Source organism: Staphylococcus sp. HMSC036D05 (assembly GCF_001836225.1).
Classification (GTDB): domain Bacteria; phylum Bacillota; class Bacilli; order Staphylococcales; family Staphylococcaceae; genus Staphylococcus; species Staphylococcus caprae.
On the sequence record NZ_KV827781.1, the window covers coordinates 62,383 to 81,103 of the forward strand.

Here is an 18,721-nt window from a genome sequence, read left to right on the forward strand (position 1 = left end):
AAGAAGCGAAAGCTGAAGCACAACAACAAAGCGGTCCAACAGCCTCAGAGTTAACTGCGCAACAAAACGCAATCCAAGAAGAAACAAAACTTGCAGATCAGTCACCAGAAGCGCAAGATATCCAAGAAGCGAAAGCTGAAGCACAACAACAAAACGGACCATCAACTTCAGAGTTAACTGCACAACAAAACGCAATCCAAGAAGAAACAGAACTCGCAGATCAATCACCAGAAGCACAAAATATTCAAGAAGCTAAAAATGATGCGAAGGCTAAAGATAGCCAAGAAAACGCACATATTGATAGTGATAAAAAACCTTCTGCTGAAGAAATTGCTATCGCTCAAACAGCTGTTAAGAAAGAATCAAGCGATAATAATTTAGCTGATCCTACAACTAAAGAGGGTAAAAATGAAGATACAGCTAGTCATACACAAGCAGAAAAAATGGCAGTAGCTGCGCAAACTAAAAATGATAAAATCAATAATGATAGTCAAGTAGCTAAGAATACAAAAGATCTTACTACTGAACAAGATATTCCTAAATCTTCTAACAAAGAAGTTCCTAATTTAGTAACTAAAGATCAAAAAGAAGAAACATCATCTAATGAAGGTTCATTTGCTAACCGTTTAGCTACGGCAGCTAAGACTAAAAAATCCAAATTAACTAAAGGTTCTAAAGAAGCACAATTGACAGAAGCTCTATTAGCAGAACCAACGATTAAAAAAGGTAAGAAAAAAACAAATGTGCCAAACTTAGTCACTCAATCTAATAAGCAGTCTTCAAATGCAAAACAGAAAGCTACTACTCAAAAAGGTACAACAACTCAGTCTCAAGCGTCAGCAACATTTGAAAATGGTGTAGTGACACATGAGAAGTCAACAAAAGGTAGTCAAAAATCTAAGAATAGTGGCAATAAAACGAATGCTACCAACAAAAAGAAAAACACTAATAAAAAGACAACAAACAAAAAACAAAGTAATACACCTAAACAAAACAATAGAAATCAAAAACAACAAACTCAATCAGATAATAATCAACAAAAAGTAGAAAAAGCGAACAGCAAGATTGAAAAACGTACTTTTAATGATTAAACTGAATGATCATATTAATTAAAGATATGATTCAAAAGGCTGGGGCAACTTTTAAAGATTGTCTCAGCCTTTCTAAATTAAAATGAAATTTCGTCCACATATAAACACATTAACAGTTTGAGCAAGTTATGACGTTTTTAGAAAATTTTTTATTTTCTGTAAACAACAACTTGAACTATAAAATTGAAATTGTTAAAATTAGGTCTAAATACTTTTAATTTATCGCTTTAAAGTAATATACTTTCATACATAATTATATCTTAGAGGTGAGTAGAAATGACTAATAAATTGGAACAATACCGTGAAGAGATTGTCTCATTAAATAACCAAATTTTAGATTTGTTATCTAAGAGAGGCGAGTTAGCTCAAAAAATTGGAGAAGAAAAAATTAAACAAGGGACTCAAGTATATGATCCACAGCGTGAAAAAGAAATGATTAACGAATTATTGGATAAAAACCAAGGTCCATTTAATGATAATGTAATTAAGCAGTTGTTTAAAGAAATTTTTAAAGCCTCTACTGATTTACAAAAATCTGAAAATGAAAAACATCTTTATGTCTCTCGTAAACTTAAACCAGAAGATACGATTGTAAAATTTGATAACGGTGGCATCATTGGTGACGGAAATAAATCATTTGTATTCGGTCCTTGTTCGGTGGAATCACAAGAACAAGTAGATGCTGTTGCAAGTGACTTACAAGCGAAAGGAGAAAAATTTATCAGAGGTGGTGCATTCAAACCTCGTACATCTCCTTATGATTTCCAAGGTCTTGGTGTAGAAGGATTAAAAATACTTAAAAACGTTAAAGATAAGTTTAATTTAAATGTAGTGAGTGAGATAGTAAATCCTAATGACTTTGAAATTGCAGATGAATACTTAGATGTGTTCCAAATTGGCGCTCGAAATATGCAAAACTTCGAATTATTAAAAGAAGCTGGACGCACAAATAAACCGATTCTTTTAAAACGTGGTTTATCAGCGACTATTGAAGAATTCATTTATGCAGCAGAGTATATTGCTTCTCAAGGCAATAGAAACATCATTTTATGTGAACGTGGTATACGTACTTATGAAAAGGCAACTCGAAATACTTTAGATATTTCTGCAGTACCAATCTTAAAACAAGGTACACATTTACCTGTAATGGTCGATGTTACACATAGTACAGGAAGAAAAGATATTATGTTACCAACTGCAAAAGCTGCATTAGCTGTCGGTGCAGATGGCGTAATGGCTGAGGTTCATCCGGATCCATCTGTCGCTTTAAGTGATGCAGGTCAGCAAATGGACTTAAATGAATTCAATCAATTTTATAATGAACTCAAACCACTGGCAGATATGTATAACGCTAAGAAATTAAAATAATTTTCGAGTGATAATTTTGTTGTAGTGACTGAGTAGGCTGCTTTATTATTCTCTAAACAGAATAGTAAAGTAGTCCTTTTTATTTTTTTAGGAAATTTATATTTATCAGAAATACTATTGATAGAAATATAATTTTTTTAAAATAGAAATACACAAAAACTAACGAATTGTACACGCTCTTTCTGACAGAAATGTGACAAAAGAACAAAATGATTTCGCAAACGTTTTAAATATGATAAACTTTGAAAATGATATGAAAGCACGATATAATAGCTAATAAAACGCTTACAAGGAGGATAATTATGACTGTAACAATTTATGATGTTGCAAGAGAAGCACGTGTGTCGATGGCAACTGTTTCACGAGTAGTAAATGGCAATCAAAACGTGAAGCCCGAAACTCGAAATAAAGTCAATGAAGTGATTAAAAAATTAAACTACAGACCTAATGCCGTTGCTAGAGGACTTGCAAGTAAACGTACAACTACTGTAGGAGTGATTATACCTGACATTTCAAATGTGTATTATTCACAACTTGCCCGTGGTTTAGAAGATATCGCTACAATGTATAAATATCATTCAATTATTTCTAACTCAGATAATGATCCTGAGAAAGAAAAAGAAATATTCAATAATCTATTAAGTAAACAAGTAGATGGTATTATTTTCCTTGGTGGTACGATTTCAGAAGAAATTAAAGAATTAATTAATCAATCATCAGTTCCTGTTGTCGTTTCAGGCACAAATGGTAAAGATGACCACATCGCTTCAGTGAACATTGATTTCAAACAAGCAGCAGAGGAAGCAGCACAACATATGTTTGAACAAGGTGCTACTAAATTTGCTCTTGTAGGTGGGGATTATTCTAAAAAAGCACAAGACGATGTATTACAAGGATTAACTAAAGTTCTTGACCAACATCAACTAGAATTGGATGAAGCACTTCATTTCTCAGGGAAAGAAAGTTATAAAGAGGGCATTAAAGCATTTGAAAGATTACAAGATAATATGCCAGACGCAATACTTTCAATTAGTGACGAACAAGCAATAGGAATTTTACACAGCGCATTAGATGCTGGTGTGAAAGTACCTGAGGATTTACAAATTGTTAGCTTCAACAATACACGCCTTGTTGAAATGGTTCGTCCTCAATTATCAAGTGTCATCCAACCTTTATATGATATCGGTGCAGTAGGCATGAGGTTATTAACGAAATATATGAACGAAGAAGATATTGAAGAGCCAAATGTGATTCTTCCACATAGAATAGAATATCGTGGCACTACGAAATAAACTATCGCCGATGAGCTCAGGCTCACGCTAAGATGAATTAAATATATATTAAAGCGGATGCATGATTTGAGATATAACTACTTTTCACTCAACACGCATCCGCTTTTTTATGTCTTTAATGGTTCGACTCGACTGCCAATTTATATTTCATCTTTATAATGAGCGTACCAACTGGAGACTTGCTTTGCTATTCGAGCATTCTTTTCAGAAATTTCTTTAGTTCTAGGAATGTAAATATAATCATTTAGTCGGTCTTCCCAGCGTTTAGGGAGTTGAACAGGGCTATATAATTTCCATTTATTAATCCAGCTTAGAGGGAGGTAACCTTGTTGAATGGGTTCACCGATTAAACTGAGAAAGACGTGACTCCAAGCACGAGGTACAACTCTCCATATATTATAACCACCGCCGCCAAACATGATTACTTTATGACAACAATAACGAGCTACTAAATCTTGTATGATGTAGGGAATCGTATAGAGCGTGCTTAACGTACAACTGATATGTGTTAAAGGATCTCTATAATGGATATCTACGCCATGCACACTTAAAATAATGTCCGGTTTAAAAGCTGCTATAACTGGTTCCACAGTTTCTTTAAATACGTCTAAATATGAGTCATCTTCTGTATAGGGCTCTAATGGCACATTGACTGTATAACCATAACCGAGATCTTCACCACGTTCAGTATAATGTCCAGAACCTGGGAAAAGAAACTTGCCTGTTTCATGAATAGAATAAGTCATAATTTGATTATCTGTATAAAAGCTCCACTGTGTGCCATCGCCATGATGTGCATCAGTATCGATAATCATTACACGTTGATTGTAGCGTTCAACTAAATATTTTGCTGTAATCGCTACATCATTATAAATACAAAAGCCATTAGCCCGACCAGATTGAGCATGATGAAGTCCACCGCCTAAATGACAACCATTATCCAAAGAGCCATCCATCAATCGGTCTGCTAAATTAAGGGCGCCTCCTACAATACGGGCACTATGTCGATGCATATGTCTAAATTGCACGGTGTCCTCACTGTTTAGTCCATATTTTTTAGCTTCTTCTTCACTTAAAATCCCATGTGAAGCGTGACGAATAGCTTGAATATAATCATATTTATGAATAAGTGCTAACTCATCATCTGTTGCTATTCTTGGTTTGATGATATGTTCAGGCTTAAGAAATTTTGCTTCTTTTAAGAGTTCCGTTGTTAACTTAAGACGCATTTGATTGAATGGGTGTTCGTTATTGAACCGATATTTTAAAATTTCATCTGAATAAACATATCCCGTTTTTATATTTTTATTTTGCATCATGTCACCCCCTTATCAACATTTTTATTAAATTTTCTAAGTAGGGCGTGGGACAGCACAATTCATTTTCCTGAATGATATGTTTATCCCATCCCTTTTAAAAAGTAACCCACAACTATAATTTAGGGCTTAAAAGAAGAATTTATTCTTATATCTAATATCATCAAAAGCTTGTTGTTGATCAAGGCTAATACGTCTACCAATACGAGCCATCAAACAATTAGCAGGGTGACTTGTAATTTCTGGATCATCAGTAGCAAAGATTTCAAGACCACCTTTAGCCATTAATTTCTGCATCAGTTTCTTATATTCAAACACATCAAGTTGAGCGTTATCTAAATCCCAGTGCCAATAATATTCAGTCGTCAGCACAATATAATCTTCAAATTCATCAGAGGATAAGCTTGTAGCAATAAGTTCGCCACCTAAGTGAAAGTGTCTGTATTTTGGACTGATTTCAATGGCACCTAATTCAATCAGATAAGGTAAGTGTCCTTTTGACCATCTTTCGAATTCATCAGGGTAGTGATAGGTAACATAACCAATGAGATGATGATGCTGTCTAACTACGTAAACACGTCCTTCTGGTAATTCAGTAATCTCTAATAGTGCTTCATATTGATCTTGAGGTAGACGAAATGAATCGAGTTGTTCATCGAAAGTAAGCGTTTTCAAAAAAGTGTATGAAACAGGCCCTTCGATAATGAAATTCTCACCATTGATTAACTTATTCTTAGTAACATAGGTTTTAACATGTCTCAAGATATCATCTCCTAATGTAACGCCGCTGATACTTATACTTATTATATAGAAAGTGGTTGTAATTAGACAATTAATTACTAAATACTACACGAAAAATTTTGAATAATGTGAAAATTATATGTATAATAACTTTTAAAGAAAGCGATTTCATTTACAAAGGGGGATTTACAATGAAAGTTGAAGTATATCAAAGTGAACCAGGACAATATAACTTAGATAATTACGCAAAAGCTTATCAAGAATTCAATTGGGAGGAAGTTGAAAAGTCATTTTCTTGGTATGAAACTGGAAAAATGAATATGGCTTATGAATGTATCGATCGACATGTAGATAGCGGAAAAGGAGATAAAACAGCTCTCAATTATAAAGATGAGAAGCGAAAAGAATCTTATACTTATAATGATTTAAAGCAGTTGTCTAATAAAGCGGCGAATGTACTTAAAGATAAGGCACAAGTTAAAAAAGGGGATCGTGTCTTTATCTTTATGTCTCGTACACCAGAATTATACTTTGCTTTCTTAGGTATCTTAAAAATTGGAGCAATTGTAGGTCCATTATTTGAAGCATTTATGGAGAAAGCAGTCGCAGATCGACTCGAAAATAGTGAAGCTAAAGTGGTGATTACGAATAAAGCGTTATTGACTCGCATTCCAAAAGATAAATTGCCAAATCTAGAAACGATTATTGTCGTGGACCAAGATGTTGACAGTGAATATATTGACTTTAATAAAGAGATGGATGAAGCAAGTGATCAATTTGATATCGAATGGTTAGAACCTGATGATGGTCTGATTCTTCATTATACATCTGGCTCAACAGGTCAACCTAAAGGTGTCTTACATGTTCAAAAGGCCATGTTACTTCATTATATTTCAGGAAAATACGTATTAGATTTAAAAGATGATGACATTTATTGGTGTACTGCTGATCCAGGTTGGGTTACGGGTACATCTTATGGTGTATTCGCGCCTTGGCTCAATGGTGTCACAAATTGTATTGCAGGCGGTCGCTTCTCACCAGAAGCTTGGTACAGTATGTTGCAAGAATTTAAAGTTACAGTTTGGTATACTGCGCCAACTGCTTTACGTATGCTGATGAGTGCTGGAGACGATATTGTTGAGAAATATGATTTATCTTCAGTACGTTCAATCTTGTCTGTAGGAGAACCTCTCAATCCAGAAGTGATTAAGTGGGCTAAAGATGTTTATGGTAAACGTGTCTTAGATACGTGGTGGATGACTGAAACAGGTGGACATATGATTGTTAATTATCCGTCAATGGATATTAAACTTGGTTCAATGGGTAAGCCAATTCCAGGCATTGAAGCAGCCATTATTGATGATGAAGGTAACGAATTGCCACCTAATCGTATGGGTAACTTGGCGATTAAGAAAGGTTGGCCTTCAATGATGTCCGAGATTTGGAATAACCCTGAAAAGTATCACTCATACTTTATCGGTGATTGGTACGTTTCAGGAGATTCTGCTTATAAAGATGAGGATGGATACTATTGGTTCCAAGGTCGTGTTGATGATGTCATCATGACAGCTGGCGAACGTGTGGGTCCATTTGAAGTTGAATCAAAACTTGTTGAACATGAAGCGGTAGCTGAAGCAGGCGTGATTGGTAAACCGGATCCAGTACGAGGAGAAATTATTAAAGCTTTTGTTGCTTTAAGACAAGGATATGAACCAACAGAAGAATTGAAAGAGGACATCCGTAAATACGTTAAAGAAGGTTTGTCCGCACATGCAGCACCGCGTGAAATTGAATTTAAAGATAAATTACCTAAAACACGTTCAGGGAAAATTATGAGACGTGTACTTAAAGCATGGGAATTAAATTTGGACGCTGGCGATTTAAGTACAATGGAAGATTAAATATAAATAATGGGAGGTTGGGATATCATTTAATATCTCAGCTTCTTTTAATATTTTGACAGAAGATATCTGAATTAAAAGCGGACTTGTAACACGTTTATCTTAATCTTAGCTATTCTTTAGACAATGGAGCTCCACCATATTGTTATTAAATTAAAATAATTATTAAGAACGAACATTATATAAATATTTATTATAATTATTCGACAATCAAAATTGAGTCGGTTATCATAAATCATATAAGTAGTATAAATAAGCATGCATGATTTAAGATTCATTGATAAAAATTTCAAGGGGTTGAATAATTTGGCACATTTATCAGATTTAGACATTGCGAATCAATCAGAAATAAGACCAATTGGAGAAATTGCTAAAAAAGCAGGCATCTCTGCTGATGCACTCGAACAATATGGACATTATAAAGCTAAAATTGATATTAATCAGATTAAGACTAAAGAAAATAAAGGTAAAGTGGTATTAGTGACTGCGATGAGTCCAACACCTGCAGGAGAAGGGAAATCGACTGTAACAGTTGGCTTGTCCGATGCACTAAATGAACTGAATCATAATGTCATGGTTGCTTTACGTGAACCAGCGCTTGGCCCTACATTTGGTATTAAAGGTGGCGCAACAGGTGGCGGTTATGCACAGGTATTACCAATGGAAGATATTAATTTACATTTCAATGGCGATTTTCATGCGATTACGACTGCTAATAATGCGTTATCAGCGTTTATCGATAACCATTTACATCAAGGTAACGAACTGGGCATTGATCAACGTCGAATTGAATGGAAGCGTGTGTTAGACATGAATGATCGTGCGCTACGTCATGTCAACGTTGGATTAGGTGGTCCTACGAATGGTGTACCTAGAGAAGATGGTTTCAACATTACGGTTGCATCAGAAATCATGGCTATTTTATGTTTAAGTCGTAGCATTAAAGACTTAAAGGACAAGATTAGTCGTATTACGATTGGTTACACAAGAGACCGTCGTCCAATCACAGTAGCAGATTTAAAAGTTGAAGGCGCACTTGCGATGATTCTTAAAGACGCAATTAAACCTAACTTAGTACAATCGATTGAAGGAACGCCAGCACTCGTTCATGGTGGACCATTTGCTAATATTGCGCATGGTTGTAATTCTATTTTAGCAACTGAAACTGCTAGAGATTTAGCTGATATTGTAGTAACTGAAGCAGGTTTCGGTTCAGATTTAGGTGCTGAAAAGTTCATCAATATCAAAGCACGTGAAGCAGGCTTTGAACCATCTGCAGTCGTTGTTGTAGCGACTATTCGTGCGCTCAAAATGCATGGCGGTGTAGCTAAGGATAATCTTAAAGAGGAAAATGTTGAAGCAATTAAGTCAGGTATTGTTAACCTTGAACGTCATGTCAATAATGTGAAGAAATATGGTTTAGAACCCGTTGTCGCACTCAATGCATTTATTCATGATACTGAGGCAGAAATTGAATTTGTTAAGCAATGGGCGAAAGAAAATGGTGTACGCATTGCTTTAACTGAAGTATGGGAAAAAGGTGGTAAAGGTGGCATCGATTTAGCAAACCAAGTTTTAGAAGTCATCGATCAACCACAAACATTTAAGCACTTGTACGAATTAGAACAACCTCTTGAAGCAAAAATTGAAACAATTGTTAAAGAAATTTATGGTGGTTCAAAAGTTACATTTAGTAATAAAGCGCAAAAACAGTTAAAACAATTCAAAGAAAATGGATGGGATAACTATCCTGTTTGTATGGCTAAAACACAATATTCATTTAGTGATGATCAAACAGCTTTAGGAGCGCCATCAGACTTTGAAATTACGATTCGAGAATTAGAAGCGAAAACAGGCGCAGGATTTATTGTCGCATTAACTGGTGCAATTATGACTATGCCTGGTTTACCTAAGAAACCTGCTGCACTTAACATGGATGTTACAGATGACGGACATGCGATAGGATTATTCTAATTTATAAAAAAGCAACTATCATGATAAAAGGCTCTAGCGAATGGGTGATTTCCGCTAGAGCCTTTAATAATATAATTATCGATTATGATGCATCTTGTTGTGGATGTGTTAGTAGGTGTGCTTTGATATGGTATTTTTTTGCTCGAATATATTGTTTTTTTGAAATTTTTCCTTCGACTAACATTCGTTTAAGAACATAGTGTTGGCGTTGAATACTATATTTAAACTCTTCATTACTTTTTAAATTTCCATTATCATCATACGGCGTATAGCCATAAGGACTTTGTAATAATCCTATTAAGTACGCTGATTGAGCGATATTTAATTCTTTAGGTGGTATGCCGAATAAACTGAAAGAAGCAGAAGATATACCCGTGATATTCGCACCATTATAATCATGACCAAATGGAACGATATTCAAATACGTATAAATAATTTCATTTTTTGATAAAATTTTTTCAAGTTTCATCGCTAATATGATTTCATTTGCTTTACGACTGTAAGTTTTCTTATTCGTTAGAACTTGATTCTTGATGAGTTGTTGTGTGATGGTACTACCGCCAGATGTTTCATGAGCATCAACGATATCTTGAAACATTGCTCTCATCAGTGCTTTAGGTAATATACCGTTATGTTTATAGAAAAGAGTGTCCTCTGAGGACGTAAGCGCATGAATCACATTTGGATTGACATGCTTAGGACCCACAATTAATGTATTTTGAGAATGATCATATTCTTCAAGAATATGATTATTACGATGATTGATAAGTTCGTCCCCTGGAATATGAAGTACTTTCTGCTTCAATTCACTATTACTTATAGAGGATGCCTCAGATGTGAGATGGTGGAAGTACAAGATGAATCCCATCAACAATAGAATACTAATGGAAAGTATAACTAGGAATATGCCGACGCAAACGTGTTTAATTTTCTTATAAATGCGTTCAAATTGCACGTATTTATCTGTTGTTTGTGGAATACTTTTATTGTGACGCATCGCATACCTCCTAAATTTAGATATAGTATACCATATTCATGAAGTTGACTTTTAAAATAATGTTATCTATAATTAAATTCAATTCGATATGTTTTGAATACGAGGAGAAGTAACATTTAAGGGATATTTCAGAGAGTTAGTGGTGGCTGTGAACTAACAATTGCTTTAATGTGAATACACCTCTATCATGTTATTCAACGTTTCATTAATGAACGTCTCATTAATAAAGTAATCCGAGTGTATCATTACGCTCGATTAAGTATGGTGGTACCGTGCAATTGCGCCCTTACATTTCATGATGTAGGGGCTTTTTATTTTGTGAGTGAATTTTTTAGGCATTTTCACTATTCCAATAACTATGCTTTGAAAAATGAAATCCCTATACCACAATGATACAAAGGTACCTGTAAATGAATGACTTTTCAAAACAAACATAATATAGAACAATGATTAAGGAGGATGTATGTAATGACGAACGCATTAATTGATGATTTAAAGTGGAGAGGCTTAATTTATCAACAAACAGATGAACAAGGCATTGAAGATTTATTAAATAAAGAACAAGTGACATTGTATTGTGGTGCTGATCCTACAGCGGATAGTTTACACATTGGGCATTTATTACCATTCTTAACGTTGAGACGTTTCCAAGAACACGGTCACCGTCCTATCGTACTTATCGGTGGGGGAACTGGAATGATTGGGGATCCATCAGGTAAATCTGAAGAACGTGTACTTCAAACTGAAGAACAAGTAGAAGCAAATGTTCAAGGATTATCTAAACAAATGCACCGTTTATTTGAATTTGGGACTGATAAAGGTGCAGTATTAGTTAATAATAAAGACTGGCTAGGTCAGATTTCATTAATTAGCTTCTTACGAGATTATGGTAAACATGTTGGAGTCAATTACATGTTAGGAAAGGACTCTATTCAAACACGTTTAGAACATGGAATCTCTTATACTGAATTCACATATACGATTTTACAAGCGATTGATTTCGGTCATTTAAATCGTGAATTAAACTGTAAAATCCAAGTTGGTGGTTCAGATCAATGGGGTAATATCACTAGTGGTATTGAGTTAATGCGCCGTATGTATGGTCAAACTGAAGCATTTGGTTTAACAATTCCATTAGTCACTAAATCAGATGGTAAGAAATTCGGTAAATCAGAATCAGGTGCAGTTTGGTTAGACCCTGAGAAAACAAGTCCATATGAATTTTATCAATTCTGGATTAATCAATCTGATGAAGATGTTATTAAGTTCTTGAAATACTTTACGTTCTTAGATAAAGAAGAGATAGATCGTTTAGAGCAATCTAAAGAGGAAGCACCTCATTTACGTGAAGCTCAGAAAGCTTTAGCTGAAAATGTAACGAAATTTATTCATGGTGAAGAAGCTTTAAATGATGCGATTCGAATTTCTAAAGCTTTATTTAGCGGTGATTTAAAATCATTATCTGGTAAAGAATTAAAAGAAGGATTTAAAGATGTACCACAAGTTACATTATCTTCTGAAACTACAAATATTATTGAAGCGTTAATCGAAACAGGTATTGCTTCATCTAAACGTCAAGCACGCGAAGATGTGAATAACGGCGCGATTTATATCAATGGTGAACGTCAACAGTCTGTTGATTATGAATTCAGCAATGAAGATAAAATAGACAATGAATTTACGATTATTCGTCGTGGTAAGAAAAAATATTTCATGGTAAATTATCAATAAGACGTATCAGTCTATTTGGAGCCTCCTAATCATCTCGTGTGGTTGGGAGGTTTATTTTCAAAAAGGTAAGGGGGTGAGTCGAATGAATAAAGAACAAGCGATAATGAAAAATTTCCGTGATATATTTAATAAAATTGCGTGGTTAAATAAAGGGAAAATGGAAGAAGCACTTAAAGGGAATAAGCCAAGTGAAGTGCATTGCATTGAAGCGATTCAAGAATTAAATGAACCTAACGTGAGACGATTGACGGAAGCGTTATTTATGACGCGTGGTGCCGTTAGTAAATTAACTAAACGACTTGAACAAAGAGGTTTAATTGAAAGTTATAAGAATCCTGATAATAAGAAAGAAGTATACTTTAAGTTGACGGAAGCGGGTACAGAAATCTATCAAACACATGAAGACCTACATAAGGAATTTCAACGTAGAGACCAAGAAGTGTTCGACAATATTACAGATGAAGAATTTAAAACAATGATGCAATTTGTAGAAAAGTATAATGCACATCTTGATCAAGAAATAAAAGATCAAGGTCTATTACATTAAATATAAGGATGCTCAAATTCTTGTGACGAAAGAAATGAGGGTATCCTTAATTTTTTGTGATAATTTTGTTGACAAGGAAACAAAACGCGTGTATATTTTGTTGACGAAGAAACAATTTAGATAAAGGAGAGTCTTTATGTCAGCATCTCGTTCTCAATCTAACGGCGTATCTAAAGAAGTGATGACCGCAGCGTGGGCCATTGCATTAGGCGCCATCGCTCCTATGTTAGATTCAACTATGATAAATATCGCAGTTAAGCAACTTAATCATACATTTAATAGTTCCCTAGACGTTGTTCAGTGGGGTATTACCGGTTACGTTTTAGCACTTGCCATTGCTGTACCATTTTCTGGTTGGTTGATGAATCAATTTAATGGTAAGAAAGTGTTTATATTAGCAATGATTGCTTTTGGCTTTACGTCGATACTCGCTGGTGTGAGCTGGGATATCACCGTATTTAATATTTTTAGAATTTTACAAGGTTTTAGTGCAGGAATTATCACCACTCTAATGTTTACTTTACTTGTAAAGACTGCAGGGCAAGACCATATAGGTAAGGTGATGGCTGTGGTAAGTACGCCTATGATTTTTGGTCCGATTTTAGGACCTGTACTCGGAGGATTTATTATTCATTTTGCAAACTGGCGATGGATATTTTTTATTAATATTTTTATCGTTATCATTGCAGTACCGTTGATGAATAAATACGTGCCTCAATTTAAGCCTTTTAATAAAGAGAGTAAGCTAGATATCATTGGCATTATATTGTTATCACTTACGAGTGTGAGCATCATTTACGGCGTAACGAAAGCGTCCGATTATGGGACATTCTTTGCTATGCAACCGATGATGTATATCATCATAGGTATAGTTTTAATGATTGCATATTGCATTTATAATCGTATGAGACATTATCGTACAGTTCTACCGATCACATTATTTAAGCAGAAGAACTATGCTGCATCATCTATCGGATTATTACTTGCTAATATAGGTATTATGGGCCCAATGCTGATTATTCCATTATTCTTTCAGAACTTTAAACACTACACTGCGATTGAAGCTGCTTTAGCTTTAATACCTCAGGGTCTAGGTATGTTAATTACGCGACCTTATATCGGGAAAATGATTGACCAAATCGGAGCGAAGTATGTTGTCATCGTGAGTATTGCAATAGCCATGTTTGGAACGATTCCGTTGATGTTCGTGTCAGGTCATACACATATCGTGTGGTTGTCTATCATACTCTTTATAAGAGGATGTAGCGTAGGCGGGATCAACCTTGGTCTTACAAGTGATGCATATCAAGGACTTGATGATAAGCAAATTGCTGAAGCAGGTGTAGGTATCAATATGATTGAAAATATTGGTTCTAGTCTAGGTACTGCAATCATCGCAACCGTAGTAGCATCCATGTTAGCATTCAATCATCCATCAATTTTTCAAAGTTTAAAAGCTTATCATGCAGGGTTCTTAGTTTCTGTGATTGCATTATTGCTAATCGTGTTACCTGCGTTATTTCTTACACATAAAGCTAATCATATCGAATCATAATTTCACAAAAAATAATAGCAGTAAGATGATTCCTAATTAAAATCATTTTACTGCTATATCTATATTCAATACCTTATTCAATGTATTGTATTAAATTGTCATTTTAATGATATATCCTTATAAATAAGGTACTTTCTTTAATTTGTTAAACAAAATTTATTGTGCGAATTGGCTTTGTGATTGAGCGGATGAAGATGTGCTTTCTTGTTTTTTCAGTTTGACATCAATATCTTTAGTTTTACCATCTCTAATTACTGTTAATGTAATTGATTCACCTGGTTTTTTATTTTCATAGAGATAAGATCTTAAATCAGTGTCATCTTTCACATTCTTACCATCAATCTTCGTAATAATATCGCCTTTCTTCACTGCGTTACCACTATCGGCTTTAGCAACATAGATGCCTGAATCTCTCGTCGTATGAAGTTCCTTACGATATGATTCTGGAATTTCACTCAAGTTAATTAATCCGATACCGATAGAAGGGCGTTCGATTTTACCGTGTTTAACAAGTTGTTCAATGGTCACTTTCACTTCATTACTTGGAATAGCGAATCCGATGCCTTCAACTTGCTCAGAAGCAATTTTCATTGAGTTGATTCCTACAAGATTACCGTTGATATCAACTAAAGCACCACCAGAGTTACCTGGGTTAATGGCTGCGTCTGTTTGTAGTACATTCACTTTAGTGTTACCAGCTGTCGTATTCGCATCAATCGTACGTTCACTCGCTGAAATAATGCCTGAAGTTACAGAGTTTGCAAATTCAAGTCCTAGTGGATTACCCATTGCAAAGACGCTATCTCCAGTTTGAACTTTCGACGAATTAGCAAACTTGATAGATTTGATTCCTTTAGTATCATCAATTTTTAGCACGGCGATATCCGTAAGGGCATCTTTACCAATTAATTTCGCTTTGACTTGTTTTGAGTTATGTAATTGCACTTTTATTTCTGATGCACCATCAACAACATGGTTATTCGTTACGATATAAGCAGAACCATTGCTAATTTGATAAATAACACCTGAACCGATCCCAGCTTCTTCAGGTTTTGAGGATTTGCCTTTTAATAAGTCATCTAAACTTGAAGATTTCTGCATATTGATAACACCAACAATGGCAGGTGACACGTCTTTAATCATATCGTGGACAGATTTATACTTATCACTTTTCCCATCCAGTTGATTGCCACCTTTACTATTTGTTACTTCTTGTACGGATGAGCCATCTTTGTTAAGTACGGTATGATTGAGTACCTTTCCGATACCTAATACAAGTAACGCACCTATAATACCGGCGATGAGTGCGACGAGTATCGTCTTAAACCATGGGAATCGTGGTCTTCTATGACGTGGTGGTTGGGGATGATTATCATAAGACTGATAATGTTGAGTTTGATCTGACATATTTAACCTCCAAATAATATTCTCTTATATATAATTATGTATTTTTTTATTAAATTTTGCTAGTAAACCACTATCAGACTTTAGATGTATCTTGAAATATGTCCCATTTTTTAAAATAAAACTTTAATCGCGTATAGGATACGTTCTATTGTTCTTGATTGTGGGAAATGATAAAATTTATATGTTAAAAAACAAAATCAAGAAGCAGGTGACATAATGTACGGCATTATTAGTAAAATTTTAGACGTTATATTAGTCAAAATGGCTAAATCATTATATGTAATCGGAAAAGAAAATATCCCGAAAGATAGTAAATACGTAGTGACATGTACGCATGAAAGTTATAATGAAGTGATCATGTTAGGTATGGCATTATTACCAAACCAAATTCACTATATGGCTAAAAAAGAGCTATTTAGTAATAAATGGGGTGGCAAATTCCTAAGTTCTTTAAATGCGTTCCCAGTTGATAGAGAGAATCCAGGACCAAGTACTTTGAAACGTCCAATCAACTTACTTAAAGAACATAAAACGGTTGGAATCTTCCCAACTGGTCATCGTACTTCTGTTGAAGGCGCACCATTGAAACGTGGTGCAGCTACAATTGCGATGTTAGGTAAAGCACCAATTTTACCAGCAGCGTATGTAGGACCTAAAAAAATTCATGGCTTAATTACAGGTCAAGCTATGATAAAAATTGGTGAACCTATTGATACAAGTGATATTCCAAAAGATTTAAAACGAAATGAAAAAGTAGATTATCTAACTAAAGAAATCGAAAGACGAACAGCACAATTACAAAAAGAATTAAACACGATTGCTGAACGATTATAAAGTTAAATTTTTAACTTTAAATAAGCAATTAAAAAGAACGTCAATTTAAATGTGATTGACGTTCTTAAATTTTGGCTTGTAAATGAAGCGTTTTCATGGAAAAGCCATAAACTCACGAAATAGTTATAATTATTTAAAAATATAGCCTGTATAAAGTCTTATTTTATGGTAAATTAATTAAGTGAAATTAATTACTATTACATAAAGGTTTAAGATAATGTTTATTTCAGGCTGTAGAGAGATTCTTTAATAGATAAAGTGAAGATATCGATACATCGCGTTATGCAAATGTTGATACTCGATTCACTAGATTTTCTTTCAGTCCGATTCATTAATTTTACATAATAGACAAACTTATTGATTACAGTTGTTAAATCATATAAAAGGGATGAAGTTTATGTACAAATTTTTTCAAAATTTAGGTAGGTCATTAATGCTACCCGTTGCAGTATTACCTGCTGCAGCCATTATTGTAGGTATAGGACATGTGCTAAATGCATTGTCAGTACTTCCTCAAGTTGCGATGTTCTTTACAAGTGTAGGGGAAACGATTCTCGAACAACTAGGGATATTATTTGCAATTGGTGTTGCGATAGGCATGGCAAAGAAAAACGATGGTGCAGTTGCATTAGCGGCGACTTTAGGATTTTTCATTGTTACTGTCGTATTATCACCAAAGAAACTAGCACCTTTATTACAAGTGAAAACGACAGATGTCAATACTGCTTTTGAGCAAATGACTAATGGAAATGTGTTTGTTGGAATTTTAATTGGCCTTATTGCAGCCTATTGCTATAACAAGTTTAGTGAAACAGAGTTACCAGTGGCATTGTCATTCTTTAGTGGTAAACGCTTAGTACCAATTATGACAGCATTTTTCTGTACATTCTTAGCGATTATTTTACTCTTCGTTTGGCCGCCCGTATTTAATGCGATTGTTACTTTTGGTAAATGGATTGTAGGAATGGGGCCATTTGGAGCACTACTCTATGGTTTCTTCAATCGTCTATTAATTCCAACAGGTCTACATCATGCTTTAAATAACGTTTTCTGGTTTGACACTGCAGGTATCAATGACATTGGTAAATTCCAAAGTGGTAAAGATGCGGTTAAAGGGGTTACTGGTCGATATCAAGCTGGTTTCTTCCCAGTCATGATGTTTGGTATTCCTGCAGCTGCGCTTGCGATGTATCATACTGCGAAATCTAGTCAGAAGAAACAAGTATATGCTTGGTTCTTAGCAAGCTCTATTTCAGCATTCTTTGTTGGTGTCACTGAACCGATTGAATTTGCTTTCATGTTCGTTGCACCGGTTCTTTTTGTGATTCACGCTGCATTGACAGGTTTATCGCTATTTATTGCAGCTATTTTCCACTGGACAGCAGGTTTCTCATTTAGTGCAGGTTTAATCGACTTTGTCTTGTCACTAGTTAATCCAGTTTCCAATAAACCGTGGATGTTACTTATACAAGGCGTCGTTTTCTTCGTGTTATACTACGTGATATTTAGAGTGGTCATTCAAGTATTTAACTTGAATACAATTGGTCGAGGGGATAATGAACTTGCAGATCCAACGGCTAATGCTACTACTGAAAATGGTTCTGCCAATCGTTCAGAATCTAAAGGAAAATATTATCATACTGCTTCACAAATTTTAGAGGGTCTCGGCGGTAGTGAAAATATTTCAAGTTTAACAAACTGTGCAACACGACTCAGAATGGAGTTAAATGATAATTCTATTATCGATGAACAAAAAATTAAAAACGCGGGTGCTGTAGGTGTTACTAAAAATGGTAAACATTCAACACAAGTAATCATAGGAACACATGTACAACAAGTTGCAGACGAAATCGAAAAGCAAATGCATGTGTGACATTTATAGTGACCTGATTTAAATCATTTGAAAATTAAAAGGGCGAATCCGCAAGGGGTTTGCCCTTTTATCACTAAACATGTAATATAAGTTG

Annotated in this window: 14 protein-coding genes; 10 read left to right on the forward strand and 4 right to left on the reverse strand. The window is 34.7% G+C overall.

The window, feature by feature from the left end:
* The 3 genes from HMPREF2580_RS12450 to ccpA all read left to right on the forward strand — a co-directional run.
* Positions 1 to 1,091 (forward strand): prolipoprotein diacylglyceryl transferase (locus tag HMPREF2580_RS12450; RefSeq protein WP_256326422.1); only part of this gene is annotated, 1,091 nt, incomplete at its 5' end.
* A 276-nt stretch (positions 1,092 to 1,367) separates the two neighbouring features.
* The gene (locus HMPREF2580_RS05065) at positions 1,368 to 2,459 is read left to right on the forward strand and encodes a bifunctional 3-deoxy-7-phosphoheptulonate synthase/chorismate mutase (RefSeq protein WP_002443430.1); all 1,092 of its coding nucleotides are present in this window, start codon (positions 1,368 to 1,370) and stop codon (positions 2,457 to 2,459) included.
* Positions 2,460 to 2,761: 302 nt separating this feature from the next.
* A complete protein-coding gene (gene ccpA, locus HMPREF2580_RS05070) occupies positions 2,762 to 3,751 on the forward strand; it encodes a catabolite control protein A (protein ID WP_002443428.1) in 990 nt (329 codons plus the stop codon).
* 140 nt (positions 3,752 to 3,891) lie between these two features.
* Here the strand turns inward: ccpA and HMPREF2580_RS05075 are convergent, their stop codons facing one another.
* Both HMPREF2580_RS05075 and HMPREF2580_RS05080 read right to left on the reverse strand, forming a co-directional pair.
* The gene (locus HMPREF2580_RS05075) at positions 3,892 to 5,067 is read right to left on the reverse strand and encodes an acetoin utilization protein AcuC (RefSeq protein WP_070830834.1); all 1,176 of its coding nucleotides are present in this window, start codon (positions 5,065 to 5,067) and stop codon (positions 3,892 to 3,894) included.
* A 129-nt stretch (positions 5,068 to 5,196) separates the two neighbouring features.
* Positions 5,197 to 5,829 carry a GNAT family N-acetyltransferase gene (locus HMPREF2580_RS05080; RefSeq protein WP_070830837.1) on the reverse strand — a complete coding sequence of 211 codons (633 nt, stop codon included), beginning with the start codon at positions 5,827 to 5,829 and terminating at the stop codon, positions 5,197 to 5,199.
* A 170-nt stretch (positions 5,830 to 5,999) separates the two neighbouring features.
* Here HMPREF2580_RS05080 and acsA point away from each other — a divergent pair, with 170 nt between their 5' ends.
* Positions 6,000 to 7,709, forward strand: coding sequence for an acetate--CoA ligase (gene acsA, locus HMPREF2580_RS05085; protein ID WP_070830840.1), 1,710 nt, complete (start codon positions 6,000 to 6,002; stop codon positions 7,707 to 7,709).
* Positions 7,710 to 8,015: 306 nt separating this feature from the next.
* Positions 8,016 to 9,683 carry a formate--tetrahydrofolate ligase gene (locus tag HMPREF2580_RS05090; RefSeq protein WP_070830843.1) on the forward strand — a complete coding sequence of 556 codons (1,668 nt, stop codon included), beginning with the start codon at positions 8,016 to 8,018 and terminating at the stop codon, positions 9,681 to 9,683.
* 82 nt (positions 9,684 to 9,765) lie between these two features.
* Here HMPREF2580_RS05090 and HMPREF2580_RS05095 read toward each other — a convergent pair whose 3' ends face one another.
* Entirely contained in the window at positions 9,766 to 10,680 is a 915-nt protein-coding gene (locus tag HMPREF2580_RS05095) for a transglycosylase domain-containing protein (RefSeq protein WP_070830846.1), read from the reverse strand.
* A gap of 468 nt (positions 10,681 to 11,148) precedes the next feature.
* On the opposite strand from HMPREF2580_RS05095, the gene tyrS reads away from it, so the two are divergent.
* The 3 genes from tyrS to HMPREF2580_RS05110 all read left to right on the forward strand — a co-directional run bounded on the left by tyrS (position 11,149) and on the right by HMPREF2580_RS05110 (position 14,513).
* On the forward strand, positions 11,149 to 12,411 hold the full coding sequence (gene tyrS, locus HMPREF2580_RS05100) for a tyrosine--tRNA ligase (RefSeq protein WP_070830849.1): 1,263 nt from the start codon (positions 11,149 to 11,151) through the stop codon (positions 12,409 to 12,411).
* An 82-nt stretch (positions 12,412 to 12,493) separates the two neighbouring features.
* The gene (locus tag HMPREF2580_RS05105) at positions 12,494 to 12,958 is read left to right on the forward strand and encodes a MarR family winged helix-turn-helix transcriptional regulator (protein WP_070830851.1); all 465 of its coding nucleotides are present in this window, start codon (positions 12,494 to 12,496) and stop codon (positions 12,956 to 12,958) included.
* Between the two features lie 136 nt (positions 12,959 to 13,094).
* Positions 13,095 to 14,513, forward strand: a complete 1,419-nt coding sequence (locus HMPREF2580_RS05110; protein ID WP_070830854.1) for a DHA2 family efflux MFS transporter permease subunit — start codon at positions 13,095 to 13,097, stop codon at positions 14,511 to 14,513.
* Between the two features lie 156 nt (positions 14,514 to 14,669).
* Here the strand turns inward: HMPREF2580_RS05110 and HMPREF2580_RS05115 are convergent, their stop codons facing one another.
* Entirely contained in the window at positions 14,670 to 15,920 is a 1,251-nt protein-coding gene (locus HMPREF2580_RS05115; RefSeq protein ID WP_002443408.1) for a S1C family serine protease, read from the reverse strand.
* 216 nt (positions 15,921 to 16,136) lie between these two features.
* Here HMPREF2580_RS05115 and HMPREF2580_RS05120 point away from each other — a divergent pair, with 216 nt between their 5' ends.
* Positions 16,137 to 16,754 (forward strand): lysophospholipid acyltransferase family protein, encoded by a 618-nt coding sequence (locus HMPREF2580_RS05120; protein ID WP_070830857.1) that lies wholly within the window; start codon positions 16,137 to 16,139, stop codon positions 16,752 to 16,754.
* 397 nt (positions 16,755 to 17,151) lie between these two features.
* Positions 17,152 to 18,627 carry an N-acetylglucosamine-specific PTS transporter subunit IIBC gene (gene nagE / locus HMPREF2580_RS05125; protein ID WP_070830860.1) on the forward strand — a complete coding sequence of 492 codons (1,476 nt, stop codon included), beginning with the start codon at positions 17,152 to 17,154 and terminating at the stop codon, positions 18,625 to 18,627.
* Positions 18,628 to 18,721 lie beyond the last annotated feature (94 nt).